The sequence below is a fragment of the Neorhizobium sp. P12A genome (genome assembly GCF_008365395.1).
Classification (GTDB): Bacteria; Pseudomonadota; Alphaproteobacteria; order Rhizobiales; family Rhizobiaceae; genus Rhizobium.
In genome coordinates this window covers 976,370-1,001,875 of sequence record NZ_QOVX01000001.1, presented here as the reverse complement: position 1 = coordinate 1,001,875, position 25,506 = coordinate 976,370, and the positions used below count along the sequence as shown (strand labels likewise).

The 25,506-nt window shown below is 59.9% G+C and carries 24 protein-coding genes and 2 pseudogenes; 18 read left to right on the top strand and 8 right to left on the bottom strand.

The features are described from left to right. Positions 1 to 80: 80 nt before the first annotated feature. From ykgO to DTW90_RS04780, 4 genes are all read right to left on the bottom strand, one after another. Entirely contained in the window at positions 81 to 206 is a 126-nt protein-coding gene (gene ykgO / locus DTW90_RS04795; protein ID WP_003582204.1) for a type B 50S ribosomal protein L36, read from the bottom strand. Positions 207 to 375: 169 nt separating this feature from the next. Next, positions 376 to 1,431, bottom strand: a complete 1,056-nt coding sequence (locus tag DTW90_RS04790; protein ID WP_149336703.1) for a 5-(carboxyamino)imidazole ribonucleotide synthase — start codon at positions 1,429 to 1,431, stop codon at positions 376 to 378. Further along, positions 1,428 to 1,922, bottom strand: a complete 495-nt coding sequence (gene purE / locus DTW90_RS04785; RefSeq protein WP_132518220.1) for a 5-(carboxyamino)imidazole ribonucleotide mutase — start codon at positions 1,920 to 1,922, stop codon at positions 1,428 to 1,430. Before purE ends, DTW90_RS04790 begins: the two co-directional genes overlap by 4 nt. 15 nt (positions 1,923 to 1,937) lie before the next feature. Continuing rightward, entirely contained in the window at positions 1,938 to 2,141 is a 204-nt protein-coding gene (locus DTW90_RS04780; protein ID WP_132518222.1) for a DUF465 domain-containing protein, read from the bottom strand. 230 nt (positions 2,142 to 2,371) lie between these two features. Between DTW90_RS04780 and DTW90_RS04775 the strand changes: the two genes are divergently transcribed. Beyond that, on the top strand, positions 2,372 to 2,545 hold the full coding sequence (locus DTW90_RS04775) for a DUF465 domain-containing protein (RefSeq protein ID WP_132518224.1): 174 nt from the start codon (positions 2,372 to 2,374) through the stop codon (positions 2,543 to 2,545). A gap of 199 nt (positions 2,546 to 2,744) precedes the next feature. Here DTW90_RS04775 and DTW90_RS04770 read toward each other — a convergent pair whose 3' ends face one another. Beyond that, positions 2,745 to 3,005: a metalloregulator ArsR/SmtB family transcription factor gene (locus tag DTW90_RS04770; protein ID WP_132518226.1), complete on the bottom strand. Its 261-nt coding sequence runs from the start codon at positions 3,003 to 3,005 to the stop codon at positions 2,745 to 2,747. 284 nt (positions 3,006 to 3,289) lie between these two features. Here DTW90_RS04770 and DTW90_RS04765 point away from each other — a divergent pair, with 284 nt between their 5' ends. Both DTW90_RS04765 and DTW90_RS04760 read left to right on the top strand, forming a co-directional pair. Continuing rightward, entirely contained in the window at positions 3,290 to 3,943 is a 654-nt protein-coding gene (locus tag DTW90_RS04765; RefSeq protein WP_149336702.1) for a thiamine phosphate synthase, read from the top strand. A gap of 9 nt (positions 3,944 to 3,952) precedes the next feature. After that, on the top strand, positions 3,953 to 5,104 hold the full coding sequence (locus tag DTW90_RS04760; protein ID WP_149336700.1) for a tetratricopeptide repeat protein: 1,152 nt from the start codon (positions 3,953 to 3,955) through the stop codon (positions 5,102 to 5,104). 59 nt (positions 5,105 to 5,163) lie between these two features. Here DTW90_RS04760 and DTW90_RS04755 read toward each other — a convergent pair whose 3' ends face one another. After that, positions 5,164 to 6,906, bottom strand: coding sequence for a chemotaxis protein (locus tag DTW90_RS04755; protein ID WP_149336698.1), 1,743 nt, complete (start codon positions 6,904 to 6,906; stop codon positions 5,164 to 5,166). Between the two features lie 358 nt (positions 6,907 to 7,264). Here DTW90_RS04755 and DTW90_RS04750 point away from each other — a divergent pair, with 358 nt between their 5' ends. The 12 genes and pseudogenes from DTW90_RS04750 to DTW90_RS04700 all read left to right on the top strand — a co-directional run bounded on the left by DTW90_RS04750 (position 7,265) and on the right by DTW90_RS04700 (position 21,233). Beyond that, a complete protein-coding gene (locus tag DTW90_RS04750; RefSeq protein WP_132518234.1) occupies positions 7,265 to 7,588 on the top strand; it encodes an STAS domain-containing protein in 324 nt (107 codons plus the stop codon). Then, a complete protein-coding gene (locus tag DTW90_RS04745) occupies positions 7,585 to 7,953 on the top strand; it encodes a response regulator (RefSeq protein ID WP_132518236.1) in 369 nt (122 codons plus the stop codon). Before DTW90_RS04750 ends, DTW90_RS04745 begins: the two co-directional genes overlap by 4 nt. After that, the gene (locus tag DTW90_RS04740) at positions 7,950 to 10,004 is read left to right on the top strand and encodes a chemotaxis protein CheA (RefSeq protein ID WP_132518238.1); all 2,055 of its coding nucleotides are present in this window, start codon (positions 7,950 to 7,952) and stop codon (positions 10,002 to 10,004) included. The genes DTW90_RS04745 and DTW90_RS04740 overlap by 4 nt, the downstream gene beginning before the upstream one ends. Continuing rightward, the gene (locus DTW90_RS04735) at positions 10,001 to 10,501 is read left to right on the top strand and encodes a chemotaxis protein CheW (protein ID WP_132518240.1); all 501 of its coding nucleotides are present in this window, start codon (positions 10,001 to 10,003) and stop codon (positions 10,499 to 10,501) included. The genes DTW90_RS04740 and DTW90_RS04735 overlap by 4 nt, the downstream gene beginning before the upstream one ends. Before the next feature lie 35 nt (positions 10,502 to 10,536). Continuing rightward, positions 10,537 to 12,246, top strand: coding sequence for a methyl-accepting chemotaxis protein (locus DTW90_RS04730; protein ID WP_132518242.1), 1,710 nt, complete (start codon positions 10,537 to 10,539; stop codon positions 12,244 to 12,246). A gap of 374 nt (positions 12,247 to 12,620) precedes the next feature. Beyond that, positions 12,621 to 14,657, top strand: a complete 2,037-nt coding sequence (locus tag DTW90_RS04725; protein WP_149336696.1) for a methyl-accepting chemotaxis protein — start codon at positions 12,621 to 12,623, stop codon at positions 14,655 to 14,657. A 215-nt stretch (positions 14,658 to 14,872) separates the two neighbouring features. After that, a complete protein-coding gene (locus DTW90_RS04720; RefSeq protein ID WP_149336694.1) occupies positions 14,873 to 16,792 on the top strand; it encodes a methyl-accepting chemotaxis protein in 1,920 nt (639 codons plus the stop codon). A gap of 127 nt (positions 16,793 to 16,919) precedes the next feature. Then, positions 16,920 to 17,468, top strand: a pseudogene (locus DTW90_RS38145) (MCP four helix bundle domain-containing protein); the annotation flags it as partial. Between the two features lie 48 nt (positions 17,469 to 17,516). Next, positions 17,517 to 18,746: pseudogene (locus tag DTW90_RS04715) on the top strand (methyl-accepting chemotaxis protein); the annotation flags it as partial. Then, on the top strand, positions 18,743 to 19,240 hold the full coding sequence (locus DTW90_RS04710) for a chemotaxis protein CheW (protein WP_188079871.1): 498 nt from the start codon (positions 18,743 to 18,745) through the stop codon (positions 19,238 to 19,240). The pseudogene DTW90_RS04715 and the gene DTW90_RS04710, both read left to right, overlap by 4 nt. 26 nt (positions 19,241 to 19,266) lie before the next feature. Next, positions 19,267 to 20,127, top strand: coding sequence for a CheR family methyltransferase (locus DTW90_RS04705; RefSeq protein WP_149337052.1), 861 nt, complete (start codon positions 19,267 to 19,269; stop codon positions 20,125 to 20,127). A 14-nt stretch (positions 20,128 to 20,141) separates the two neighbouring features. Then, positions 20,142 to 21,233 carry a chemotaxis response regulator protein-glutamate methylesterase gene (locus tag DTW90_RS04700; protein WP_132518252.1) on the top strand — a complete coding sequence of 364 codons (1,092 nt, stop codon included), beginning with the start codon at positions 20,142 to 20,144 and terminating at the stop codon, positions 21,231 to 21,233. A gap of 45 nt (positions 21,234 to 21,278) precedes the next feature. On the opposite strand, the gene DTW90_RS04695 is transcribed toward DTW90_RS04700, so the two are convergent. Beyond that, entirely contained in the window at positions 21,279 to 22,025 is a 747-nt protein-coding gene (locus tag DTW90_RS04695) for a 3-oxoacyl-ACP reductase family protein (protein ID WP_149336690.1), read from the bottom strand. 75 nt (positions 22,026 to 22,100) lie between these two features. Continuing rightward, entirely contained in the window at positions 22,101 to 22,679 is a 579-nt protein-coding gene (locus DTW90_RS04690) for a TetR/AcrR family transcriptional regulator (RefSeq protein ID WP_149337050.1), read from the bottom strand. Between the two features lie 223 nt (positions 22,680 to 22,902). On the opposite strand from DTW90_RS04690, the gene DTW90_RS04685 reads away from it, so the two are divergent. The 3 genes from DTW90_RS04685 to DTW90_RS04675 all read left to right on the top strand — a co-directional run bounded on the left by DTW90_RS04685 (position 22,903) and on the right by DTW90_RS04675 (position 25,440). Continuing rightward, entirely contained in the window at positions 22,903 to 23,520 is a 618-nt protein-coding gene (locus DTW90_RS04685) for a 50S ribosomal protein L11 methyltransferase (protein WP_149337048.1), read from the top strand. A 144-nt stretch (positions 23,521 to 23,664) separates the two neighbouring features. Further along, on the top strand, positions 23,665 to 24,435 hold the full coding sequence (locus tag DTW90_RS04680; RefSeq protein WP_188079870.1) for a DUF4239 domain-containing protein: 771 nt from the start codon (positions 23,665 to 23,667) through the stop codon (positions 24,433 to 24,435). 204 nt (positions 24,436 to 24,639) lie between these two features. Beyond that, positions 24,640 to 25,440 (top strand): inositol monophosphatase family protein, encoded by an 801-nt coding sequence (locus tag DTW90_RS04675; RefSeq protein ID WP_132518254.1) that lies wholly within the window; start codon positions 24,640 to 24,642, stop codon positions 25,438 to 25,440. Positions 25,441 to 25,506 lie beyond the last annotated feature (66 nt).

Below are 25,506 nucleotides of genomic sequence, written 5' to 3'. Positions count from 1 at the left end.
TCACGGCAAAGCGACCTGTCTCAGGTCGTTCCGCGCGCCGGCTCAAGGCAACGGCGCGGCGGACAAGCGCACGCGAAAAATCAGCCCTGACGAGCCTTGTAGCGCGGGTTCAGCTTGTTGATAATGTAGATGCGGCCCTTGCGGCGAACCAGACGGTTGTCACGGTGGCGAGCCTTGAGCGACTTGAGCGAATTCTTGATCTTCATTTTTCTGATCCGCGATGTTTGGGGGAATGTCACATTCGCCCGTATCTCTATTAAACAATCAAAAGCGCGCTCAGGGCGCGCTCTTTAGGGTGGGGAGCAAATACCCTGTCGCCCCTTGCCTGTCAACCGGTGCGGCGGGGTTTTTCCCCTCCGTACTGGCAGGCATTCCCTAAAGAAGCTGCGTTATATGGCCCATTTTGCGGCCAGGACGCGATTCCGTCTTGCCATAGAGATGGACGAGAACATTGGGGCGTCTCAGCCAGTCCGGCACGTCAAGAACGTCGTCGCCGATCAGATTCTGCATCACACAATCCGAGTGCCTGGCGGGATCGCCAAGCGGCAGGCCCGCTATGGCGCGGATATGCTGCTCGAACTGGGAGATGACGCAGGCCGCCTCCGTCCAGTGGCCGGAATTATGGACGCGCGGCGCGATCTCGTTGGCGATCAGGCTGCCGTCGGCAAGGACAAAGAACTCGATCCCGATGACGCCAACATAATTCAGTGCGGCAAGGATCTTCTCGGCGGCCTCACGGGCAGCCTCGGCGGTTTCGTCCGAAATGCGGGCGGGCAAGGTCGAGGTATGAAGGATGCCGTTGCGGTGAACGTTCTCTGCCGGATCGTAACAGGCGACCGTGCCATCGACGCTGCGAGCGGCGATGATCGAAATTTCGCGTTCGAAATCGACGAAGCTTTCCAGGATGAGCGGCACGCCGCCGAGCGCGTCATAGCCGCTCCGTGGATTATCCGCAGGCGAGCGATAGATGCGCTGGCCCTTGCCGTCATAGCCGAGGCGGCGGGTCTTCAGAACGCCTTTGCCGCCAAAATCCTGAAGGGCCGATTCGAGGTCTGCCTGGCTGTCGACCGCGTGGAAACGGGCCGTCTCTATGCCGCAGCCGTTGATGAACTGCTTTTCTATCAGCCGGTCCTGCGCCACTTCGAGCGCTTTCGGCGGCGGATAGACCGGTACGTCCTTTGCAAGACGCTCCGCTGCAGCAACAGGCACGTTCTCGAATTCGTAGGTGACGAAATCACAAAGGCCGGCCAGTTCGGCAAGCCCGGTCGGATCATCGTAAGCCTTGACGATCTGATGATTGGTCAGCTGCGCCGCCGGGCAGTCATCCAGGGGCTCCAGGATGACGGTGTGGAAATTCAAACGTGAAGCCGCGATCGCGAGCATGCGGCCGAGCTGGCCACCACCGATAATGCCGATCGTCTGAGACATCACAAATCGTCCATTGGGTATTCGGCAACGGCGGCACTCTGGCGTGCGCGCCACTCGTCGAGCCGCTCGGCCACCTCTTCATCCGAAAGGGCGAGGACGGCTGCTGCAAGCAATGCGGCATTCACGGCTCCCGCCTTGCCGATGGCAAGCGTGCCGACCGGAATGCCGGCGGGCATCTGGACGATCGACAGAAGGCTGTCCTGTCCCGAAAGGGCTTTCGATTGCACGGGAACGCCGAAGACGGGCAGAGGCGTCATCGACGCCGCCATGCCCGGAAGATGGGCAGCGCCCCCTGCACCGGCAATGATCACCTTGAAACCCTCGTCGCGCGCACCTTTGGCAAAATTCACCAGGCGGTCGGGTGTACGATGTGCCGAGATGATGCGGGCGTCATAGCTGATTTCCAGCGCTTCCAGCGTGTCTGCGGCATTCTTCATCGTCTCCCAGTCGGATTGACTGCCCATGATGATGGCAACGGGAGGTCTTTCTGTCATCGTGTCGTCTATTCCTCAGGCGATGATATCGGGAATAATCTGGTCTTCCAGCTTGCTCAGCTTGTCCTTGATTACAAGCTTCTTTTTCTTCATGCGCTGGACTCTGAGCGCGTCGCAGCCCGTTTGGATCATGGCGTTGATCGCGGCGTCATAATCTTCGTGCTCTTGGCGCAGGCGCGCTACCAAAAGCCTGACTTCCGCCTGTTCCTGATCGGCCATTTCAAAATCCCCAGTATCGCCGTCGGAATCGTATCTCCCCGGCGCATCAATTGCGCAAGCTCCTATCACCAAATAGTGGTAACGGGAAGTTATCCTTGATCACGAATTTGCCGCGGACAAGTCATGTTTTCGCCTTCGACACACACGGAATATTATGGCACACTAAATAGGTTGACACCTAGAGCCCCAGCGATGGATGGCTGGGGCGGGTAAGAGGAAGGAAGGGTCAAATGACTGTTCAAGCTCATCTTGAATCGCTCCAGAAAAAGCATGTCGCTCTTGAGGAGGAGCTGCATTACGCAATGACGTCTCCCTCTATGAATGATCGTGACATTGCAGAAATCAAACGTAGAAAGCTCCGTATCAAAGACGAAATCCAACGTCTGAGATCCTCAGTTCATTGATGACTGAACATGTCGAGGTCGCCGCATATTGGAGTTGTGACAGGGTGAAGTGAACTTCGAAGTTCCAAAATTCCATCCGAATGCGATGATCCGAAAAAAGAATTGATGCGCCAGCTTCTATAAGTGCGGAGTGAAGTTGGCGCCATCCTCGGTAAGGCAAAGCTTAAAAGCCGGTCCGCAGCCCCCACATAATTCCGGCTTAACCCCAGAACTGATCCAGCCACAAATTCAGCTTGTCGAAGCCCCGGCTATTGACCGCATAGATGCGCTTGGTCCCATCAGAGGTCACCGAAACAAGATTGCTGTCGAGCAGCGCCTTGAGATGCTGGGATACGGCCGGGCGGCTGATCGGAAGGCCCTGCGCAAGCTCGTTCACCGTTTTGGGTGCCCGCCGCAGTTCCTCAAGCAGATAGCGCCGGTTCCGGTCGGCGATCGCGGCGAAGGGATCCATGTTCGACATGCCGAAAAGCTACGTCAAACGCCTGTAGGCGGCAAGTCAATTGTGCTGCGCAAAGGTAGTAGAGCACTATCAGTTCGAGGGTTCCGATCCGCCTGAGTTGTAGAAATTATCATCCATCCGGAGGTTATTCACTGCCTTTGCTTCGTTGCGGCATTCGGTGGGGTAAAACCAGGCCTTGTTTTCACGACATCCTCTTGTCAGCCCGGCCCAACGGATTTACTCACACTGGATCGTTAGCGGCATGGTCCTATATGGCTGACCAGGCGCCCAATATGGAAGCTCGCATGACCGGACCGGAAAACCGCTGCCGCCTCGTTCTCATCGTCCCCGACATGGCGGACGCCAGCGAACAGGCGACCATCGTTGCCGATGCGCTGAGGGGTGGGGATGTCGCCTCCGTCATCATTCCTCAATATGGTCTCGACGATGGAACCTTCCAGAAACATGCCGAGAAACTGGTGCCTGTGGTGCAGGCAGCGGGTGCGGCAGCCCTGATTGCCGGCGACACCCGCGTTGCAGGCCGCGCCAAGGCGGACGGATTGCACGTGACCGGCAGCCCTTCCGAACTCGAAGAGGCGATCGAGAAATTCGTGCCGAAGCTGATCGTCGGCGGTGGCAATGCGACGGACAGGCACCATGCGCTTGAAGTCGGTGAGTTGCGCCCCGACTACGTCTTCTTCGGCAAGCTAGACGGCGACATCAAGCCGGAGGCGCATCCGAAGAACGTGGCGCTCGGCGAATGGTGGGCTTCGATGATCGAGATCCCCTGCATCGTGATGGGCGGCACCGATCCGGCCTCGGTGCTGGATGTTGCGGCCGCGGGCGTGGAGTTCGTGGCGCTGCGTCTTGCGGTATTTTCCGATCCGGCGGCCGCGCCTTCGATCGTTGCGCAGGTGAATGCGCTTCTTGACGAAAAAGCGCCACGGTTTGAAGATTGATATCACGGCATGTCGCTCACGCCCCAGCATCGGCTTCGGCCATTTCTTGTCACGCTCGCAGCCTGTCTGACGGCTTTGCCGTTGGTCGCGGCAGCGCAGCAGTCCGATCCCAGTGTCGTTACCCGTCCGCCGGTCGAAAATCCCGGGACATTCAAGAACGAGCGCGTCGAGCCATCCAATGAACCGAATGCGCAGCCTTCCCAGGGGGGCGACAAGCCGGCAGCGTCGGCAGGCGCCAATGATGTCAAGCCTTCCGAAGGCATCGGCATTTTCGACCGCATGGGCGCCAAGCTCCCCGATCTGCCGCCGGAAAAAACTTATAAGGGACCGGTCGACGACGCCTATGGTGCGTTTCAGCGCGGCTATTACCTGACGGCCTTCCAAAAGGCGTTGCCGCGCGCGCAGCTCGGTGATCCGGCAGCGCAGACACTGATCGCCGAGTTGATGTCGCAAGGCCTCGGGGTGAAGCGGGATACGAAGAACGCCGCCTTCTGGTATGGCAAGGCGGCCGAGGGTGGCGATGCCAGCTCGATGTTCAAGTATGCGCTTATCCTGATAGAAGGTCAGGACGTGCCGCGCGATCGCAAGAAGGCCGACGAGTGGATGAAGAAGGCGGCCGATGCCGGACAGGCTTCCGCCGAATTCAACTGGGCGCAGAGCCTGACGGCCGACAATCCCGGTCTCAAGGGTCTTCAGCTTGCGCTGCCCTATTATGAGAAGTCGGCAGCGCAGGGGATCGCAGATGCGGAATATGCGGTCTCGCAGCTTTACATGAGCCTTCCCGATATCTCGCCGGAGAAAAAGAGCGAGGCGCGCATATGGCTATTGCGCGCGGCCAATGCGGGTTACGATACGGCCCAGCTCGATATGGGCGTCTGGCTGATCAACGGAACCGGCGGCAAGCCCGACCTTGAAGCAGGCTTCACCTGGATGAAGATCGCGGCCTATCGCGGCAATGTGGCCGCGCAGAACAAGCTTTCCCATCTCTATATCAATGCGATCGGCACGAAGCAGGATCCTATCGCAGCGGCCACCTGGTACGTCATCTCCCGCCGCGCCGGGTTCAAGGACCCGGAGCTCGAGGATTTCTATCTCGGTATCGAGGACGATCAGCAAAAGGCGGCGATCGACGCCGCCAACAAGTTCCATCCAGCCAAGTAAAGCCGGGCCAGCAAAGTAAAGCCGGGCCGGGGACACGAATTTCGGTCCCGGCTCCGATCTTAAAACAGCGCGTCGGCGAAAAGGTCTTCGTCGTCTTTCTTTTCGGTCTCGACGAGGGTCAGGACCGGGGCGCCGTTTGCGGCCGGGATGACGTCGCGGTGGACGACGCGTTCCTGCGACATCGTATAGACCTTGAAGATGCGCTCGCTCAGCGGCGCAATGACCTCTTCGAGATCGGATATGTCGGCAATGTAGTCGCCGGCCATCTCGCTCAAGGTGTCGGCACAGCTGCTCAGGACTTCGCCGAGATCGTGCTGGAAATCGAGCTTGCTGATCGACAGCGTTATCTTGCTTGCGACCTCGCGGCCGTGCTCGGATAGCGTGGCCAGTTCGCCTTCCATGACGTTTGCGGCCGAACGCAGGCTCTCGACGGCACCGCTCAGGCGTTCGTCGAGGCGACGGCCGCCGGCTTCCTGGCCGGAAGCGATGCTGGACGCAGCGCCTTCCAGGCCGGTCAGGCCGGTCACGATATGGTCGGCGGATTCATCGAGCTTGGCCGCAAAGATGCGGAGTTCGGCAGTGACGACGTTGATCGAACGGCCTTCTTCTCCCATGCGGCTGCAGCGCAGGTTGGTGTTCAGCGCCATATAATGGATGTCGGTCTTGACGGCGCGGATGGTCTCGATGCGCTGAAGCAAGTTCGATGCGGTTCCGAGCGTCGACTGGCTGATCTTGTCGGCCTGGAGGCGTGCGGTTTCGACCTGACGGACGATGCCGAGGGCCGTCGAGACGCTCGCCTCCAGTTCGCGCATGAAATTGCCGTCGGCGCTGTCGCCCTGACCCTGCATTTCATCGCGAAGATCGAGAATGCCCTGCGTGTCGCCGCCGAAGCTCGCAATCGTCTTGACGACGCTGCTGGAGTCCCGCTGAAAATCCGCGACCATGTCGCGCATCTGCGCTGCGGTCAGATGGTGAATGACGTTCTCGATGCGCTCGCGCGCATCTGCATTCAGTGCCCGGCCTTCATCGCTGGCGAAGAAGTCCTCCAGGAAAGCGAAGGAGCTCTGTACGTGCTCGATGCGCTGGCGGGTAATGTCGCCGATCTGCAGGGCCGAAAGGGTGGAAGCGACCTTGCTCTGTACACCGCGTGCAATTGCGCCAACCTGGCTTGCAATCCTTGCCAGTTCCTTGCGGTGGCCGGAGATGGTCTGAACATCTCTTTGAAGTGCTTCGACGACCTTGGGGACCGTAGTGTCATAGGCCTTGGCCGTCGTCGAGCCGAAGCTCATTGCGACCTTCAGGTCTTTTTCAAGCGCATTCAGCTGTGCTGCGAAATCGTTGACTTCGGTCGTGCCGGAGTGGATGCGCTCCAGGATTTCTTCCGCGAAACCGGCAAATTCGGCAATGCCCGCACCGGTTATCTTTACGGTAACAGCGAAGGTGCGGAGGTAGCGCATCGTCTCCTGCATGTCGGTCACATGCGTGCGCAGTTTGGTACCGGCCTCGGAGAGCACACCAAAATTCTGCTGCCGTTTGGCTTCCATAGCAGGGAGGTCGAGCAGGCTCCTGATCGTCTGGGCAAGATCCGCTGCCGTATCGCTCGCGCCGTCGCTGTCGAGCGCCTTGGTCAGCCGGTCGAGGGAGTTCAGGAGCTGGTTCAGGACTTCCATGACGGAAAGCAGAACGGCGCCGCCGTCGAGAAAGCGCTTTTCGACCTGGCTGCGTGCTGATTCAAGGGTACGGCTGATGTCGATATTGGGTTTTGGTGCCGCCTGATACGCGAGTGCTGTTCCACTTGTCATTGTTATCTCTTTACTTTGTGAAAGGCCCTGTTTGACTCGGAACCTAACGCATAGATGGAAAATTCCGGTAAATTCCCCAGACTCGCGGACGTTGTATCGTGGTTAACGCAAGCCACAGTTAATAAGGGGCTAAGCGACTATTATCATTTCTAGGAATCGGAAATTATGCGTTTGAAAAGCAAGGCATTTTTCTAACTCATGCCGAGGCTCTACTATTTATATCGGGTAAAAAATAATCCCTCTGAGACTCGCGGGAATTGCAATTCCTGCAACCAGCATTTACGCGCTATTAAGGCTGACATGAGATTCCTAGATATGTTCCTCAAGTATTTATTTTGCCGAAAGGGGCAGTAATAGGATGGACTCTGCGTATTCTGAAGCTATTTCTATGCCTAATTCTTTGTTGATCAGGAATATTTCCGATCTACACTCTACTATTACTGCGCAAATTCAAGGCGGAAAGTCGATCGTCCTCGAAATCCCGCCGGACGCTGAGGCCGATCTCAGCTTCGTTCAACTGGTGGAGTCGGCGCGCATACATGCGAAGTCGTCCGGAAAATCCCTCCGTCTTTCTTTGCCCGCCAGCGGATCTGTTCTGAAAGTACTGCAACGGGGTGGGTTCATCGATGCTTTCTCGGTGGAGGACGCCCAATTCTGGTTACATAACGAGGTACATCAATGAGTGCGAAGATCCTGACGGTCGATGATTCCGCAAGCATCCGTCTTACAACCAAGATGACGCTGACCAATGCCGGCTACGATGTCACCGAAGCCGTGCACGGTGCGGAAGGCCTCGAAAAAGCGAAGGCCGGCCATTTCGATCTGATCGTGACCGACCTCAACATGCCGATTATGGACGGTCTGACGATGATCGAAGAGCTGCGCAAGCTGCCGGCCCATATGGGCGTACCGATCATCTTCCTGACCACTGAATCTGACGCGGACCTGAAGGCGCGCGCCAAGGCTGCAGGCGCCACCGGCTGGCTGACCAAGCCGTTCGATCCCGAAAATCTCGTCAAAATCGTGAAGAAGGTGCTGGGAAGATGAGTTCGCCTGATCCGATTGCAGTATTCCGTACAGAGGCTGCCGAATGCCTGGAGCAGATCGAAGCCGGCCTTCTCGACCTGACGCATCGCCTTGACGACAAGGCTCTGATCGACGCGGTGTTTCGCGGCCTTCATACGCTCAAGGGCTCCGGCGCAATGTTCGGCTTCGACGCGCTGGCCGCCTTCACCCACCATTGTGAAACTGCCTTCGATCGCGTCCGCAAGGGCGAAGTACCGGCAACGAGCGAACTGGTCGCCGCCGTCCTGAACGCGCAGGATCATATGCGTGCCCTGGTCGACGATCCGACCGGCGATCACGGCGCGACGAGCGAGCGCCTTCTGGCTCAGCTTCATGCTGCAGTCGGCGCCAAGGGCGAGGCTGCAAAGCCTGCACAAGCCGCCGCCGCCGTTGAGGCGGCTCCTGCCGCGCCGGCGAGCAAGGCCAAGACCTTCCGCATTCATTTCAGCCTGCCGCAGAATGCCATGATCAACGGCACCAATCCGCTGGGCCTTCTCGACGAACTGCGCGAGCTTGGCGATTGCCGGATCCTTGCAAACACATCGGCCGTTCCGTCGATCGATGCGCTCGTTCCGACCGAGCTGCACATTACCTGGGATGTCACCCTTACGACCGAGCAGCCACGCTCGGCAATCGACGATGTTTTCATCTTCGTCATGGATGACATGGTGCTTGAGGTCGAAGAAGTCGGCGCTGCAGCCGCTGCTCCGGCCGAGGTCAAGGTTGCCGCCCCCGCTGTGGTCGCCCCCGTCGCGGCGCCCGCTGCCCCGGCACCGGTCGTCGAGATCGCGCAGGTCAAGCGCGAGGCTGCACCGACGCAGCAGGCGCCCGCAGCCGCGGACAACCGCCAGGCAAAGGCGGCAGAGAGCGTGCGCGTTCCCGCCGAACGTCTCGACGAACTGATGGACCGCGTCGGCGAGCTTGTCATTGCGCAATCGCGCCTCAGCCAGCTTGCAAGCTCCAGCAGCGACATTGCGCTCCGTTCGGTCTCAGAAGAAATCGAGCGCCTCTCCGGCGAACTTCGCGACACGATGATGGTGCTGCGGATGGTGCCGGTCGCAACTCTTTTCGGTCGCTTTCGCCGCCTCGTTCACGATCTCGCCCGCGAAACGGGCAAGGTTATCGAGCTGGTGACGGAAGGCGAGACAACGGAAGTCGACAAGACAGTTATCGAACGGCTTGCCGATCCGCTCGTCCATCTGGTTCGCAATTCCATCGACCACGGCCTCGAGCCGCCGGAAGAGCGCCTTGCTGCCGGCAAGACGGAGGCCGGAACGGTCACCCTGTCGGCGCGCCAGGCAGGTGGCGAAGTCATCATCTCGATCAAGGACGACGGCCGCGGCATCAACCGGGACCGTGTCCGCGCCAAGGCGGAATCGTCCGGCCTGATCCAGCCCGGCCAGCAGCTCACCGACTCCGAGTTGCTGCAGCTGATCTTTGCTCCGGGCTTCTCGACGGCTGCCACGATCACCAATCTTTCGGGCCGTGGAGTCGGGATGGATGTGGTCAAGAAGACGGTCGAGGCCCTGCGCGGCGCGATCGACATCACCAGCCATAACGGCGAAGGCTCGGACGTTTCCCTGCGCATCCCGCTGACGCTTGCCATTATCGACGGCCTGCTCGTCCGTGTGGGAGCGGGAAGCTATGTCATTCCGCTTTCGGCGGTCGAGGAATGCCTCGAACTGTCGCTGGAGGAAGATCTTCGTTCGCGCGGCCGCAGCTTCATCTCGCTGCGCGACAGCCTTGTGCCCTTCCTGCGCCTGCGGGAAGTGTTCCGCACCGGCACCAAGCCGGACATCCATCAGAAGGTGGTCGTGATTTCCACCGGCACCGAGCGTGTCGGCCTGGTCGTCGACCAGATCATCGGCGATCACCAGACCGTCATCAAATCCATGTCGAAGCTGCATAGCGACGTTGCCCATTTCTCCGGTGCAACGATCCTCGGCGACGGTAGCGTCGCGCTGATCCTCGACGTGACCCATCTGGTCAGTGCCGGCCAGCAACAGGAGGCGCAATTGCGCGCAGTAGGATGAGCGAAGCAGCCCTGAAGATCGACAATCACTGGAACGATGCCGAGGAGATGGAGGTCCTGACCTTCGATCTCAACGGCGAAACCTTCGCTCTCGAGGCGGTCATGGTCCAGGAAATCCTGGATCTGCTTCCGGAAACCGCCGTTCCCGGCAGCCAGCCCTTCGTGGGCAGCGTCATCAACTTCCGCGGCAAGGTCATACCCCTTGCCGATCTGCGCCTCGCTTTTGGAATGGAAGCAGCAGAGGCAACCATCGATAGCCGCATCATCGTTATCGAACTCGACCTGCAGGATGAGCCCACGCTGGTGGGTCTGCGGACTGACAAGGTGAATGAAGTCACCACCCTTGCAAAAGCTTCTAGCGAAGCACCGCCGAGCGTGGGGATGCGTTGGCGTCCCGACTACATCAACTGCCTGGTCAAGCGCGGAGGAGAATTCATCATTCTTCCGAATCTCCAGGCAATTTTCGCAGCCAGACATGACAAGGCGGCTTCCGCCTAGCGTCTTCGGCCGCTTACTTCAGAGGGGACATACCGATGCGTTTAACAATTAAAGCCAAGCTGGTGGGGGCATTCACCTTCATCATTCTTATGCTCATAGGTACCGCGGGATATGCGGTCATGAGCCTCAGTTCTTTTAATGATACTATTAGCAATGTTCTAGAAGGTCCCGCCGCTCGCCTCGAGCTGACACAGGAAGTCAATATCGCGGTGCTGGAAGCTATCCGCGAACAGAAGAGCTTGCTGTCTGCCCGCAGCGATGACGACACGAAGAACGCTATCCAGCGTGGTGACGAGGCGCGCGGAGATATCGCAACAGCACTCGCCGGCCTCGACAAGGTCGCTACAGCAGAAAACGGTGCCCAGCTGACCGCGCTGAAGTCGATCATCGACCGCTTCGAGAAAGCAGATGACGAGATCAGGGATTACATAAAGGCAGGCAACAAGGACAAGGCTGCCGATGTTTCGTCGACAGACGGCAAGGCTGCCAACAATGATCTCGACACCAATATCGACAATATGTTGAAGGTCGAAAAGCAGGCGATGAAGGCAGCGGATGACGACGCCGACGTGCAGTTCGCCAACATTCGCAACATGATGATCGGGATTACCGCCGCCGCGCTGCTGATCGCTGCTATTACCGCTTTCTGGATCGCAAGCTCGATCAGCAAGGGCCTCAGCCGCGCCAACACCGTTGTTCGTGAAGTCTCCGAAGGCGATCTGACGAAGACGGCAGAGGTCACGAACCGCGACGAAATCGGCGAGCTGCTTGGCAACGTCAATGTCATGATCGAACGTCTCCGCGGCGTCGTCGGCGATGCGCTTTCCGCTGCAGACAATGTTTCGTCGGGCAGCCAGGAACTTTCGGCCAGCTCTGAGCAGGTCTCGCAGGGCGCGACCGAGCAGGCAGCATCTGCAGAAGAGGCTTCTGCTTCGATGGAGCAGATGGCGGCCAACATCAAGCAGAATGCCGACAACGCTGCCCAGACGGAAAAGATCGCCCGTCAGTCGGCCAAGGATGCCGAGGCTTCCGGTGAAGCGGTGACCCGTGCTGTCGGAGCCATGCGCACGATCGCCGAGAAGATCGGCATCGTCCAGGAGATCGCCCGCCAGACCGATCTTCTCGCTCTGAACGCAGCCGTCGAAGCAGCTCGTGCCGGCGAACACGGCAAGGGCTTTGCGGTCGTTGCGTCAGAAGTCCGCAAGCTCGCCGAGCGGTCGCAGTCGGCGGCTGCCGAGATCAGCTCGATGTCGGGTGACACCGTCAAGGCAGCCGCTGAAGCCGGTGACATGCTCGGCCGCCTTGTGCCCGACATTCGCAAGACCGCCGAGCTGGTTTCCGAGATCAGCGCCGCCTGCCGTGAGCAGGATATCGGTGCGGCCCAGATCAACGAGGCAATCCAGCAGCTCGACAAGGTGACCCAGCAGAATGCCGGCGCTTCCGAGCAAATGTCGGCAACCTCCGAGGAGCTTGCCGCCCAGGCTGAGGAACTGCAGACCTCGATCGCCTTCTTCAAGGTCGATACGGCCGGACACAAGGCTGCTGCCCCAAGGAAGGTGGCGGTCAAGGCAACGACCAAGGTGGTTTCCGCATCACCGACGGCTCGCAAGACAGCCCCCGCGCATGCACCCATCCATGTGGGCAGCAGCGTTGCCGCCCAGCAGGCACGCGCCAAGGGTTTTGCACTCGATCTCTCGATGGGCGGCCCTGACGCCAGCGACGCCGACTTCCGCGAGAGCGCCTGATAAGATCAAGGACGGCCTCGAATAGAGGCCGTCCTTTCGTGCATGCCGGACGCGTGAACGCGTCGCGATCAGGGTTCATGAGGAGCCTGGTCCCAAGGTCGATCCGGGCTTTCGCCCTTTGGACGCCGAGTTTCAAAACCCGAACATGACCTGTTTCATTCCCGTCGGGAATAAGTGCCACTACCGGTGCCGGTTTGAGGCCCCGATTATCCAATCCCCAACGTGTGTATGCGTTGGCGTGAACTGAAAGATGTCTGTCCGCCGGAGAAGTGAATGTCATCGCACATTCGTCGGAAGCCTTTCACCCGCCATGACGCACTGCTCCCAAGGCTGCGTCAAACATCTGAAATTGCATTTACGTATGGGGTATTAAAATGCGTTTCACCATTAAGCTCAAACTGGCTTTGGCCTTTGGTTTTGTCATTGCGCTTCTGATCGGCAGCGCCGTCTATGGCGTCATCAGCCTCGGCTCGCTGAACGACGCTATCGGCGATCTCATCGCCGGACCTGCGGCCAAGTTGGAGGCTGCGGAAGAACTCAATATCAATATGCTCGAGCTTGTTCGCGACCAGAAGAACATCATCACGGCAAGCAACGCCGACGAGATGGCGCAGTATGAGACCTCGGCCGAAGGCAACAAGAACGATGTCAACAAGATCATCACCGACCTGATAGCGGGCAGCACGTCCGACGACGCAAAAAGTCGTTGGCTGCAGTCCAAGGCGCTGATCGACAAATTCATCCAGACGCATGATCGCGTCGTCGGCCTGATGAAGGCTGGCAACGCGGCCGAAGCAGCAGGCCTTTCCAACAAGGACGGCCGACAGATCACCGACGAACTGGACAAGTTGATCGACTCCGCAATCGATAGCAGCAAGGGCAAGATGAAGGACGCGGACGATTCGACCGACGTCCTTTATGCCAATACGCGCCTGCTGATGATCATCACCGCCGCCGTCGCGAGCCTTATCGCCTTCGGCGCCGCGTTGTGGATTGCGCTCGGCATCAGCCGCGGCCTGAACAAGATCAAGATGGTCGCCAATGCGGTTGCCATCGGCGATCTCGAACAGAATGTCGAGATCAAGACCAATGACGAGATCAAGGATCTGGTCGACACGATCAACGTCATGACCGGCAACCTGCGTAACACCGCCAGGATCGCCAATACCATCGCCGAGGGCGACCTCACCGTCATGCCGACACCGCTTTCCGACAAGGATACGCTCGGTTTCGCGATGAAGGGCATGGTGACGAACCTGCGCGCAACATCCGATATCGCGACCCAGATTTCCACCGGCGACCTGTCCGTCACGGTCAAGCCGCTGTCCGACAAGGATACGCTCGGCCTTGCGATGCAGAGCATGGTGGCAAACCTGCGGGCAACCTCAGAGATCGCGAACCAGATCGCCGAGGGCGACCTGACCGTGATGACGAAACCGCTATCCGACAAGGATACGCTCGGCATCGCGCTGGAGCTGATGGTGGAGCGTCTTCGCAGCGTCGTCGCTGACGCGCTTTCGGCCGCCGACAATGTCTCCGCCGGCAGCCAGGAACTTTCGGCGAGTTCCGAGCAGGTCTCGCAGGGTGCGACCGAACAGGCTGCATCGGCCGAAGAGGCTTCCGCCTCGATGGAAGAGATGGCAGCCAACATCAAGCAGAATGCTGATAACGCTGCCCAGACCGAGAAGATCGCCCGCCAGTCCGCCAAGGATGCGGAAGTCTCCGGTGAGACCGTCAATCGCGCGGTCAATGCCATGCGGACGATCGCCGAGAAGATCAGCATCGTTCAGGAAATCGCCCGCCAGACCGACTTGCTCGCTCTGAACGCCGCCGTCGAAGCCGCTCGCGCCGGTGAACACGGCAAGGGCTTTGCGGTCGTCGCCTCGGAAGTGCGTAAGCTTGCCGAGCGCTCGCAGGCCGCGGCGGCTGAAATCAGCTCCATGTCCAGCGACACGCTGAAATCCGCGCAGGAGGCCGGCGACATGCTCGGCCGTCTGGTGCCGGATATCCGCAAGACGGCAGAATTGGTTTCCGAGATCAGTGCGGCCTGCCGCGAGCAGGATATCGGTGCCGGCCAGATCAACGAGGCTATCCAGCAGCTCGACAAGGTGACGCAGCAGAATGCCGGTGCCTCCGAACAGATGTCTGCAACGTCAGAAGAGCTCGCTGCCCAGGCGGAAGAATTGCAGGCCTCGATCGCCTTCTTCAAGGTCGAAGTCAGCACTGCGAAACCTGGTCGAGCGCCCGCCGCGAAATCGACCCGCTCGCATCTGACGGCGACGAAGAAGGCACCTGCTGTCAAGGGCGCCAATACGGTTGCAGGCCAGCAGGCCCGTGCAAAGGGTTTTGCACTGGACCTCGCAATGGGTGGTCCTGATGCCGCGGACGATGATTTCAAGGAAAGCGCCTAAGGCGCTTTCCACCCATTGGTTCCCCCGACCGTACGGCTCGGGGGAAAGGAATGACCAACGCGTGTATGCGCTGGCGCAGTGATGTTGAGATGTCCGGAAAAAGGGGAGGCGGATGAGCTGATCTCCCCGATTGGTAGGCTCTTTGGGGTGGCGCATTGCTCGAAGGTCGGGCCGCCGTTTGCCTTACCGTTTCTTTTTATCCTAGGGGATTATTCATGCGTTTCACCATTAAATTGAAACTCGGACTTGCATTCGGCGTTATGACGCTGCTGCTCATCGGCATTGCCGTATACGGCAGCATCAGTCTCGGCAATCTCAATGACTCCAGCGGCGCCATGATCGATGGCCCCGTCAAGCGCCTGCAATTGGCTCTGACTGCGAATGTCAACGTGGTCAACGCCATCCGTGCGCAGAAGAATGCGCTGCTGACGAGCGTCCCGTCCGAAACTGCGGCTTTCTACAAGGAGTCGGACGGATACATGCAGGCAGAGGCATCCAATGTCCAGGACGGCCTCGCCATCGCATCTCCTGAGGGAAAGCCTTACTGGGAGAAATTGGTTTCGCTCGGGCAGACCTTCCGTCAGCGTTCGAACGATCTTCAGGCATTGGACGCCAAGGGCGACCAAGCCGGTGCACAAGCTCTGTCGGTGGGTGAACTGCGTGACCTGACCAACCAGATGACGGACGCCGTCAATACCTTGATCCAGGTTCAGCAGAAGGGCCTTGCCACTGCAAACGCGAACAACGACGAGCTTTACGCCAGCACTAAGATGGCGCTGACAATTGCTTCGGTGGTCGCGCTGATCGTTGCTCTGGGCGCCGCTTTCTGGATCACGCTAGGCATCAATCGCGGCCTTTCCAAGGTTGCCAGTGTCGCGAAGGCAGTTGCGCTCGGCGATCTGGGCGTGAAGGTCGAGGTCAAGACGAATGACGAGATCAAGGATCTGATCGACACCGTCAACATCATGACCGCAAACCTTCGCGATACGGCTGCCACCGCTGACCGTATTGCTATCGGTGACCTTTCCGTCATGGCGAAGCCGCTGTCCGATAAGGACGTGCTTGGCATTGCCATGCAGAGCATGATCACCAATCTCCGTCAGACCGCTGAGATCGCCAAGCAGATCTCCGATGGCGATCTGATGGTCTCTCCGAAGCCCATGTCCGACAAGGATGCGTTGGGCCTGGCACTCGAGCAGATGGTCGAACGCCTTCGCGGTGTGGTCGCCGATGCGCTTTCCGCCTCGGAGAATGTCTCGGCTGGCAGCCAGGAGCTCTCTTCCAGCTCAGAACAGGTCTCGCAGGGCGCGACCGAGCAGGCGGCATCGGCCGAAGAGGCTTCGTCCTCGATGGAGCAGATGGCAGCCAACATCAAGCAGAACGCCGACAACGCCGCGCAGACGGAAAAGATTGCCCGCCAATCCGCGAAGGATGCCGAAGCTTCTGGCGAAGCAGTCAGCCGGGCAGTTGGTGCCATGCGCACGATTGCCGAGAAGATCGGCATCGTACAGGAGATCGCTCGCCAGACCGATCTCCTCGCCCTCAATGCCGCTGTCGAGGCCGCCCGTGCCGGCGAGCATGGCAAGGGTTTTGCTGTCGTCGCCTCGGAAGTGCGCAAGCTTGCCGAACGCAGCCAGTCCGCCGCCGCAGAGATCAGCTCGATGTCGAGCGATACCGTCAAGGCGGCTGCCGAAGCTGGCGACATGCTCGGACGCCTGGTCCCCGACATCCGCAAGACGGCGGAATTGGTTTCCGAGATCAGTGCCGCCTGCCGCGAGCAGGACATTGGTGCTGCCCAGATCAACGAAGCGATCCAGCAGCTCGACAAGGTGACGCAGCAGAATGCCGGTGCTTCCGAGCAGATGTCGGCGACCTCTGAAGAGCTTGCTGCGCAGGCGGAAGAACTGCAGGCCTCGATCGCCTTCTTCAAGGTCGATACATCAGGCACCAAGAGCAACCGTGTCGCTGCTGCCGTTGTGAAGACGCGCAAGCCGCTTCCGGCCACTCGCAAGCCGCAAATGACCAAGACCGGGGCAACCGTTTCGGCGCAGCAGGCGCGCGCCAAGGGTTTTGCACTCGATCTGTCGATGGGCGGGCCGGATGACGGCGACGCCGACTTCCGCGAGAGCGCGTGACGATCGCTGGTGCGGCACCACAAACGCATCCCGCGGGGGTCCAAACCTACGGGATGCAAAGAAAATGTCCCTCACGATGGGCATTTCTTAATGAATTCAACAAAATATCTGTAGCGAGGAACAGCCAATGACCACCAGCCGCAAAAAAGGAATTTTCCGTTCCATCGGCGCCAAAATTCTTGCAATCCAGGTCAGCTCCAGCATTGCGATTGCCGGGGTGATCGGTGGTGGCGCCTATTACGGCATGAACGCCATGACCGAGTCGATGAAATCGATCTATGACGACCGGGTCGTTCCGCTGCAGCAGTTGAAGCAGGTCTCGGACGCTTACGCCGTCAGCATCGTTGACACGACACATAAGTTGCATGCGGAGAAACTGGACTGGCAGCAGGCGGCCACCAATATCGAAACCGCGAAGCACGTGATTTCCGACCAATGGTCTGCCTATCTGGCGACCGAACTGACGCCTGAAGAAAGCGCGATCGTCGAAAAGGTAAAGGCCGACATGGCCCAGTCCGACGTAAAGGTCGGCGAGCTGCAGAACATCATTCAGGCCCGCGACGCGACGAGGCTCGATACATTTGCCAAGAACGATCTCTATCCTGCGATCGATCCCACGACGGGTGGTATCAGCAAGCTTACCGAATACCAGCTCGAAGCCGCCAAGGAGCTGCGCGAACAGGGTATAGCGCTGTTCCACTCTCTCATTGAGATGACGATAATTTCGGGTCTTCTGATTACGCTTGCCGCAATCGGTATCGTCGTATTCGTGACCAATGCCATTAAGCGCAATCTCTCTTCGGCCACCGAACTTGCAAACGCCGTTGCACGAGGCGACGTCTCCGCAACGGCCTCGGTCAATTCGAATGACGAAGTCAAGGATCTCGTTGACGCTCTCAACACCATGACTTCGAACCTCCGCGGCACTGCCGAAATCGCCGACAAGATTGCCAATGGCGATCTGACGGTTTCGCCAAAGCCCATGTCCGACAAGGATACGCTCGGCATCGCCCTGGAGCAGATGGTCGAGCGCCTGCGTGGCGTGGTCGCCGACGCGATCTCCGCCGCCGAGAATGTCTCTGCCGGCAGCCAGGAGCTGTCGTCGAGCTCTGAGCAGGTGTCGCAGGGCGCGACCGAACAGGCAGCATCCGCCGAACAGGCCTCGTCTTCGATGGAAGAGATGGCCGCCAACATCAAGCAGAATGCCGATAACGCCGCACAGACGGAAAAGATCGCCCGCCAATCGGCCAAGGATGCGGAAGCCTCTGGCGACGCGGTTTCCCGCGCCGTCAGCGCCATGCGTACGATCGCCGAGAAGATCGGCATCGTCCAGGAAATCGCTCGCCAGACCGATCTTCTGGCGCTGAACGCCGCCGTCGAAGCCGCACGTGCCGGCGAACACGGCAAGGGTTTTGCGGTCGTCGCTTCCGAAGTGCGCAAGCTTGCCGAACGCAGCCAGTCGGCTGCCGCCGAGATCAGCGCCATGTCGGGCGATACCGTCAAGGCAGCGGCCGAAGCCGGCGACATGCTCGGCCGCCTGGTTCCAGATATCCGCAAGACCGCCGAGCTGGTTTCCGAGATCAGCGCCGCCTGCCGTGAGCAGGATATCGGTGCGGCCCAGATCAACGAGGCAATCCGGCAGCTCGACAAGGTGACGCAGCAGAATGCCGGCGCGTCGGAAGAGATGTCGGCTACCTCGGAAGAGCTTGCCGCCCAGGCGGAAGAACTGCAGGCCTCCATCGCCTTCTTCAAGGTCGATACGGCTGGACACAAGGGCGGACGGGCTGCGGCACGCGTGACGGTCAAGGCGCCAGCAGCGCTGGTACGCAAGCCCAAAACCGTGAAGCCTGCCAACACGGTTGCGGCGCAACAGGCACGCGTAAAGGGCTATGCCCTCGATCTCTCCATGGGCGGTCCCGATGATGGCGACGCCGAATTCAAGGAAAGCGCATGATCATGGCGACAACATCAACGGAATCTCAATTCGTTACTTTCAGCCTCGGCGAGGAAGTCTTCGCTGTCCCGGTGGAAGTGGTCCGGGAAATTCTCGACTATGCCGAGGCCTTCAAGATCCCGAACGGCCCTGACTATCTTCTCGGCCTCAGGGACGTCCGCGGCCAGGGCGTGCCGACGATCGACCTGCGGCTGAAGCTCGGCCTGTCGAAGACGGTGCCGACCTCCCATACACGTGTGCTGGTGCTTGATGTCCCGATCGAAAGCCGCGTGCTGACGCTCGGCCTCGTCGCCGACCGCGTCTTCGAAGTCACGCCGTTCCGCCAGGATCAGATCGAGGCGGCACCCGATATCGGCATTCGCTGGCGCTCGGATTATATCGCCGGCGTCGTGCGCCGCGAGAACGGCTTCGTCGTCATCGTCGATCTCGCGCGGCTGCTGTCGCGCGAAGACACCATGGCGCTTGATCCGCGCGCTGCAGGACATGCTGCATAATCTGGGAGTAGGGGGACATGTTTGGCATGGGGAATGCTGCAATAAAAGAAGGTCAGCAGCTGGTCGGTGATCACATCAGCAAGCGGAACTTCGAGAAGCTCGCGCGCTTCATCTACGACTATAGCGGCATCAAGATGCCACCGACGAAATTGACCATGCTCGAGGGGCGCCTGCGGCGTCGCCTGCGGGCAACCAACATTTCGTCCTTTGACAGCTACTGCGACTTCCTCTTCGACGGGGGCGGGCTGGAGCAGGAGGTCGTGCATCTCATCGACGCAGTGACCACCAACAAGACCGACTTCTTCCGCGAGGCGAAGCATTTCGAATATCTGCAGACGGTTGCCCTGCCTGATCTGGTCAAGCGTGGCAGCCGTCGCCTGCGCGCCTGGAGTTCGGCCTGCTCGACGGGGGCCGAGCCATACACGCTAGCGATGGTTCTGGCCGATTTCGTTGCCGACCGCTCCGATGTCGACTATTCCATCCTTGCGACCGATCTCAGTACCGATGTGCTGCAGGTCGCAAAGCGCGGGATTTACGCCGATGATGTCGTCGCGCCTGTCCCGACGGATCTCAGACGCAGATATGTCATGACGGCATCGCAGCCCGGACGCCGCGAGGTCCGCATCACGCCGCGGTTGCGATCCAAGATCGGCTTCGGCCGGATGAACCTGATGGACAAGACCTATTCCGTCGGGGATCCGATGCACATCATTTTCTGCCGCAATGTGCTGATCTATTTCGACAAGCCGACGCAGGCCGACGTACTCGGCCGCCTGTGCGATTGCCTGGCACCGGGCGGGTATATGTTCATCGGCCATTCCGAGTCGATTTCGGGCTTCGACCTGCCCTTGAAACAGGTTTCGAACACCGTCTTCCAGCGCTACTAGTCGAAGGAGCGAGCATGCAGAAAAAAATCCGCGTTCTCATCATCGATGACTCGGCAAGCGTTCGTCAGACCCTGGCAACGATCCTGTCGGAGGATCCGGAAATCGAGGTGATGGGGGTCGCGACCGATCCTTTCATGGCCGCGCGCAAGATCCAGGAAGAGATTCCTGATGTCATCACGCTCGATGTCGAGATGCCGCGCATGGATGGCATCACCTTCCTGCGCAAGCTGATGTCGCAGCGGCCCATTCCCGTTGTCATGTGCTCTTCGCTGACCGAGGCTGGGTCTGAAACCCTGCTTCAGGCCCTCGAGGCCGGCGCGGTCGATGTCATCCTCAAGCCGAGGATCGGCGCTGCCGACCATCTCGCCGACGAAGCCATGCGCATTCGCGAAGTGGTCAAGAGCGCCTCGCACGCGCGGCTTCCCAATCTGAGGCGCAGTGAAAGCCGGTCGGCTTCGGCCACCGGTCCGGCCAAGAAACTGACGGCGGATGCGATGCTGCCGCCGCCGACGGGCAGAGCCATGGCGAAGACCACGGAAATGGTCGTCTGCGTCGGGGCATCGACGGGCGGAACGGAAGCCCTGCGCGAAATGCTGGAGGCTCTTCCCGCCAACGCGCCGGGCATGGTCATCGTGCAGCACATGCCGGAGAAGTTCACTGCCGCCTTTGCCAAACGCCTCAACGGGCTTTGCGAAGTCGAGGTCAAGGAGGCGGTTGACGGCGATCCCGTGCTGCGCGGCCATGTGCTGATCGCGCCCGGCGACAATCACATGCTGCTCGAGCGGCAGGGCGCCCGCTACTATGTTACCGTCAAGACGGGGCCGCTGGTATCGCGTCACCGCCCTTCCGTCGACGTGCTCTTCCGCTCGGCTGCGCGTGCGGCCGGCTCGAATGCCATGGGCGTCATCATGACGGGCATGGGCGACGACGGCGCCAAGGGCATGCTGGAGATGCACCAGGCCGGCGCCTTTACCATTGCCCAGGATGAAGCGACCTCCGTTGTCTTCGGCATGCCGAAGGAAGCGATCGCCAAGGGCGGTGTGGACCGCGTCGTCCCGCTCGATCACATCGCCCGGGAAATCCTGATGGCACAGCAGAAGTTTTGAAAATCAGCAAAGGGCGACGAGTGTCGCCCTTTCCGTTCGGGGCGATCAAGCGAGATAGCCGCCATCGATCGTCAGGGCCGAACCAGTGATGAAAGCCGCTTCGGGGCCGGCGAGATAGGCCGCAAAGCTGGCGATCTCTTCATCCTTGCCCATCCGGCCGACCGCAAGCAACGGCTTCGTGATTTCTTCGTGCTCGGCAGACATGTCCGTCAATGTCGGACCGGGCTGGATCGCGTTGACCGTGATGCCGCGCGGGCCGAGATCGCGTGCAAGGCCGCGGGTCATGGCGGCGACGGCTCCCTTGGTCATGCTGTAAACCGAAGCGCCGGGAAAGCCCGAGCGATCGGCGGCGACGCTGCCGATGGTGATGATGCGTCCGCCATGGCCCATCTCCCTAGCCGCTGCCTGTGCGGCGACGAAAACCGCACGTACATTGACGGCGAACATGCGGTCGAAATCGGCAAGATCGTAATCAGCGACGTCGCCGCGGATCAGAATGCCGGCATTGTTGACAAGGATGTCGATGCCGCCAAGGCGTTCGACCGTTTGCGAAACGGCTGAGCGCACGGCATCCGGATCGGCGCTGTCGGCACGGATCGCCAGCGCCGAGCCGCCGGCCTCGTTGATCGTGAGAGCCAGCAATTCGGCCTTTTCGCTCGAGCTCGAATAGGTGAAGGCTACGCTTGCGCCTTCGTCGGAGAGGCGCTGGACGATGGCTGCGCCGATGCCGCGCGAGCCGCCGGTGACCAGGGCGATTTTTCCGGCAAGGGTTTTTATGGTGGACTGCGGCATGATGATTTCCTTTGTTATTTTGGACTGATTAATCTAGAATTAGGCATGCAAAAGCGGCTTCGCGGAGCCGGGATCCTAGGTGAGGCTTCGAAGCGCCATGCGGGCGATCGCGCGCAGCGTTTCCGCGGAGGCGCCGTTGCGGGCGCTGACCTTGAGGCCAGACAGGGTCGAGCCGAGGAAGTGGACGGCCGTCTTCACATCGAGATCCGAGGCGAATTCGCCTTTCGCGACGCCGTCGCGCAAAACGGTCTCGATAGCGGATGACAAGATGCGGCTGGCGCTATCCGTGAGCATCGAGACTTCGGCATCCGAACGTCCGAATTCGCAGACGGCGCTGACGCCGAGACAGCAGCGCGCGGCTTCTTCGGGCGGTCGCGAGGCAAAGGTGACGAGGGCTGCTTCTAGCCCCTTGCGCGGTGAACCATCGCTATTGATATCGGCGATCAGCCTAGAAATGCTGCCGGCATTATACTGCTGGAGTGCCTCGAGATAGAGGCTGCGCTTGTCGCCGAAGGTGTCGTACATGCTCTGCCGGCTGATCTTCATCGCCTTCAAGAGGTCGTCCGTCGACGTGCCTTCGTATCCATGATCGGAAAAAACCTGGATCGCAGCAGCCAGCGCCTCGTCGCGCTCGAATTCCTTGTGTCGTGCCATGAATCTCATTTAGTATTTCTGGATCAATCTGTCCAGAAATATTTCCGACGACGCGTTTCTGCTCTTTGTCGCATTGCGGGTCGGCTGTGATTGCAGCAGTTTGCGGTTTGATCGAGAGGCGGACATTACGTCTCAGAGAGGATTTCAGATTTTGAAAACCGATGCCGGCGGGTGTGACAGGTCCCAATCCCGCGTGGATGCGGCAAGCTTCATCTCTGCAAACATGGTGATCGCTCCTGCGCCCTCCGTTCCGGAGATCAGCCTCTACACCGCGCATCCCGGCAGCGGGCTCTGGCGGCTGGTCGGACGAGGCGAGGCCGGCGAGGTACCACCATACTGGGCTTATCGCTGGGCCGGCGGGACGGTGCTTGCGCGCTACATCCTCGACCATCCGGAAACGGTATCGGGAAAACGCGTGCTTGATCTCGGCGCCGGCTCCGGAATCGTCGGAATTGCGGCGATGAAAGCTGGGGCAACGAGCGTGGTCGCAGCCGATATCGACGAGAATGCCGTTATCGCGATTGGCCTCAACGCGGCCCTGAACGGCGTGTCGGTTGAAGCCATGCTTGGTGATCTCACCATCGGCCAGCCGCCCGCTGTGGACCTTATCGCCGTTGGCGATCTCTTCTACGACCCCTCGCTCGCGCTCCGGGTCACAGCCTTTCTCAGGCAATGCGTGGCTGCCGGCATCCGGATATTGGTCGGCGATCCAGGTCGCGCCTTTCTACCGCATGTTCATCTGCGGCCTGTCGCTGAATATCCGGTCTCGGATTTCGGAGAAGGCGGTGCGATCGAGAGGAAGCCGAGCGCGGTGTTTTCATTCATAGAAGTGGACGAGTGATCGGCGAAACGGTTGCCGATAAGTGTTCCAAATGGACGGAATGACATTTGCGTCCGTCGAAGAGCGATACTAAGCTTCGCAACCTTGGAATGCGCTGCGATTACCGATATGGGCCAGCGATCAAATGGTTGAAAGGAACCGATCTTGGGCTCGCTGATCCTCGGGGGAATTGTCAGTGTCTGTCTGTGTATTGCGACCGGGCTCGGGATGTGGATGCGCACGAGGCTTCCGGATCATCATTTGAATGTCGATTCCAAGGAGGTGATCCGTCTTGCGACGGCGGTGGTCGGTACGCTTTCCGCACTTGCGCTTGGGCTGCTGATCGCATCGGCCAAGACGGCCTATGACAACGCCGACCAGGAGCTGAAATCGTCCGCGGCCCATGTGGTGCTGCTCGATCGTCTCATGGCGCATTACGGCCCTGAGACCAGCGACGCCCGCAACCTTTTGAAGAGCATTATCGAGAAGCGGCTGGAGCGCGGCTGGACGGTCGATGACTCGGACGAGACAACGGGGCAATTTCGGGGAGAGTTTCAGGATATCGAGTCGGTCCAGAACAGCCTGCGGACGCTCAAGCCGCAGACCGATGCCCAGCGTCTGATCCAGACGCGTGCCCTTGAAGTCAGCGGCGTTGTTGCAGAGGGCCATTGGCTGCTGGTCGAGACGAACAATGAGGGCTTGCCCTGGGCGTTTCTGACAGTCCTGGTTTTCTGGCTCGCGCTGCTTTTTGCAACCTTCGGGCTTCAGGCGCCGACCAACGCCACGGTCGCCATCATCCTCGTGGTCTGCTCGATCTCGGTCGGCGGCGCCGTCTTCCTGATTGTCGACATGGCAGAGCCCTATACCGGCGTGATCCATATACCGGACACGTCGCTGCGTGCTGCCCTTACCCGCCTGGGGCAGCCGGGAGACTGATAGGGAAAGACTACTGCGCTGCGAAAAGGCGAGGAGAACGCGGTCGCAGGATGGGGATGGAAGCCGGAAAACAAAGCCGCACTTGAAATTCGCCCCATTTTGTGTTCTTGAGGCCGCCAATCATTTTCGCGCTGCCGATCTTGCTCCGCCGGGGCTCCTTTTCAGGTCCGGCTGGCGCCTTTTGCGTTACCCAAGGAAAACCCGATGGCCCGTTCTGCTCTTCTCAATGTCATGGTCCAGGCCGCCCTGAAGGCTGGCAAGTCGCTCAGCCGCGATTTTGGCGAAGTGCAGAACCTGCAGGTTTCGGTCAAGGGACCGGGCGATTTCGTAACCCAGGCCGACCGCAAGGCGGAAAAGGTCATTCGCGAAGACCTGCTGAAGGCGCGGCCCACCTACGGCTTCCTCGGCGAGGAGAGCGAGGAGATCAAGGGAACGGACGGCGCGCATCGCTGGATCGTTGATCCCCTTGATGGCACGACCAACTTCCTGCACGGCATTCCTCTGTTTTCCGTCTCGATCGCGCTGGAGCGCAATGGCGAGATCGTCGCCGGCGTCGTCTTCAACCCGGCGACCGACGAGCTTTACACCGCCGAGCGGGGCGGTGGGGCCTTCCTTAATGATCGCCGTCTGCGGGTTGCGTCGCGCCGGGTGCTTTCCGATGCGGTCATCGGTTGCGGCATTCCGCATCTCGGCCGCGGAAATCACGGCAAATTTCTCGTCGAGCTGCGCCATGTGATGGGCGAAGTGGCCGGCATCCGCCGTCTCGGTTCAGCGGCTCTGGATCTGGCCTATGTGGCGGCCGGCCGTTTCGACGGCTTCTGGGAGGTCGGTCTTTCGCCCTGGGACATCGCTGCCGGCGTGCTTCTCATCCGTGAAGCTGGTGGTTTCATCAGCGACTGGGATGGCGGCACTGATATGGTCGAGAGCGGTTCCGTCATCGCTGGCAACGAGCATATCCAGAAGTTGCTGTCCGAAGTCGTCAAGCGGCCCGTTCCGACGCGTTAATGCCGCACCCTGCGGCGCGTTTACCCTGCGGCGAAACTGTCTGTTGCCAAGCCAAGCTTTTATGCT

What these genes read in the sequence shown, in the direction of transcription:
- ykgO (WP_003582204.1), bottom strand. Translation starts at nt 206, where the DNA reads ATGAAGATCAAGAATTCGCTCAAGTCGCTCAAGGCTCGCCACCGTGAC.
- purE (WP_132518220.1), bottom strand. Translation starts at nt 1,922, where the DNA reads ATGACAGAAAGACCTCCCGTTGCCATCATCATGGGCAGTCAATCCGAC.
- DTW90_RS04780 (WP_132518222.1), bottom strand. Translation starts at nt 2,141, where the DNA reads ATGGCCGATCAGGAACAGGCGGAAGTCAGGCTTTTGGTAGCGCGCCTG.
- DTW90_RS04775 (WP_132518224.1), top strand. Translation starts at nt 2,372, where the DNA reads ATGACTGTTCAAGCTCATCTTGAATCGCTCCAGAAAAAGCATGTCGCT.
- DTW90_RS04770 (WP_132518226.1), bottom strand. Translation starts at nt 3,005, where the DNA reads ATGTCGAACATGGATCCCTTCGCCGCGATCGCCGACCGGAACCGGCGC.
- DTW90_RS04765 (WP_149336702.1), top strand. Translation starts at nt 3,290, where the DNA reads ATGACCGGACCGGAAAACCGCTGCCGCCTCGTTCTCATCGTCCCCGAC.
- DTW90_RS04760 (WP_149336700.1), top strand. Translation starts at nt 3,953, where the DNA reads ATGTCGCTCACGCCCCAGCATCGGCTTCGGCCATTTCTTGTCACGCTC.
- DTW90_RS04755 (WP_149336698.1), bottom strand. Translation starts at nt 6,906, where the DNA reads ATGACAAGTGGAACAGCACTCGCGTATCAGGCGGCACCAAAACCCAAT.
- DTW90_RS04750 (WP_132518234.1), top strand. Translation starts at nt 7,265, where the DNA reads ATGGACTCTGCGTATTCTGAAGCTATTTCTATGCCTAATTCTTTGTTG.
- DTW90_RS04745 (WP_132518236.1), top strand. Translation starts at nt 7,585, where the DNA reads ATGAGTGCGAAGATCCTGACGGTCGATGATTCCGCAAGCATCCGTCTT.
- DTW90_RS04740 (WP_132518238.1), top strand. Translation starts at nt 7,950, where the DNA reads ATGAGTTCGCCTGATCCGATTGCAGTATTCCGTACAGAGGCTGCCGAA.
- DTW90_RS04735 (WP_132518240.1), top strand. Translation starts at nt 10,001, where the DNA reads ATGAGCGAAGCAGCCCTGAAGATCGACAATCACTGGAACGATGCCGAG.
- DTW90_RS04730 (WP_132518242.1), top strand. Translation starts at nt 10,537, where the DNA reads ATGCGTTTAACAATTAAAGCCAAGCTGGTGGGGGCATTCACCTTCATC.
- DTW90_RS04725 (WP_149336696.1), top strand. Translation starts at nt 12,621, where the DNA reads ATGCGTTTCACCATTAAGCTCAAACTGGCTTTGGCCTTTGGTTTTGTC.
- DTW90_RS04720 (WP_149336694.1), top strand. Translation starts at nt 14,873, where the DNA reads ATGCGTTTCACCATTAAATTGAAACTCGGACTTGCATTCGGCGTTATG.
- DTW90_RS04710 (WP_188079871.1), top strand. Translation starts at nt 18,743, where the DNA reads ATGATCATGGCGACAACATCAACGGAATCTCAATTCGTTACTTTCAGC.
- DTW90_RS04705 (WP_149337052.1), top strand. Translation starts at nt 19,267, where the DNA reads ATGGGGAATGCTGCAATAAAAGAAGGTCAGCAGCTGGTCGGTGATCAC.
- DTW90_RS04700 (WP_132518252.1), top strand. Translation starts at nt 20,142, where the DNA reads ATGCAGAAAAAAATCCGCGTTCTCATCATCGATGACTCGGCAAGCGTT.
- DTW90_RS04695 (WP_149336690.1), bottom strand. Translation starts at nt 22,025, where the DNA reads ATGCCGCAGTCCACCATAAAAACCCTTGCCGGAAAAATCGCCCTGGTC.
- DTW90_RS04690 (WP_149337050.1), bottom strand. Translation starts at nt 22,679, where the DNA reads ATGGCACGACACAAGGAATTCGAGCGCGACGAGGCGCTGGCTGCTGCG.
- DTW90_RS04685 (WP_149337048.1), top strand. Translation starts at nt 22,903, where the DNA reads ATGGTGATCGCTCCTGCGCCCTCCGTTCCGGAGATCAGCCTCTACACC.
- DTW90_RS04675 (WP_132518254.1), top strand. Translation starts at nt 24,640, where the DNA reads ATGGCCCGTTCTGCTCTTCTCAATGTCATGGTCCAGGCCGCCCTGAAG.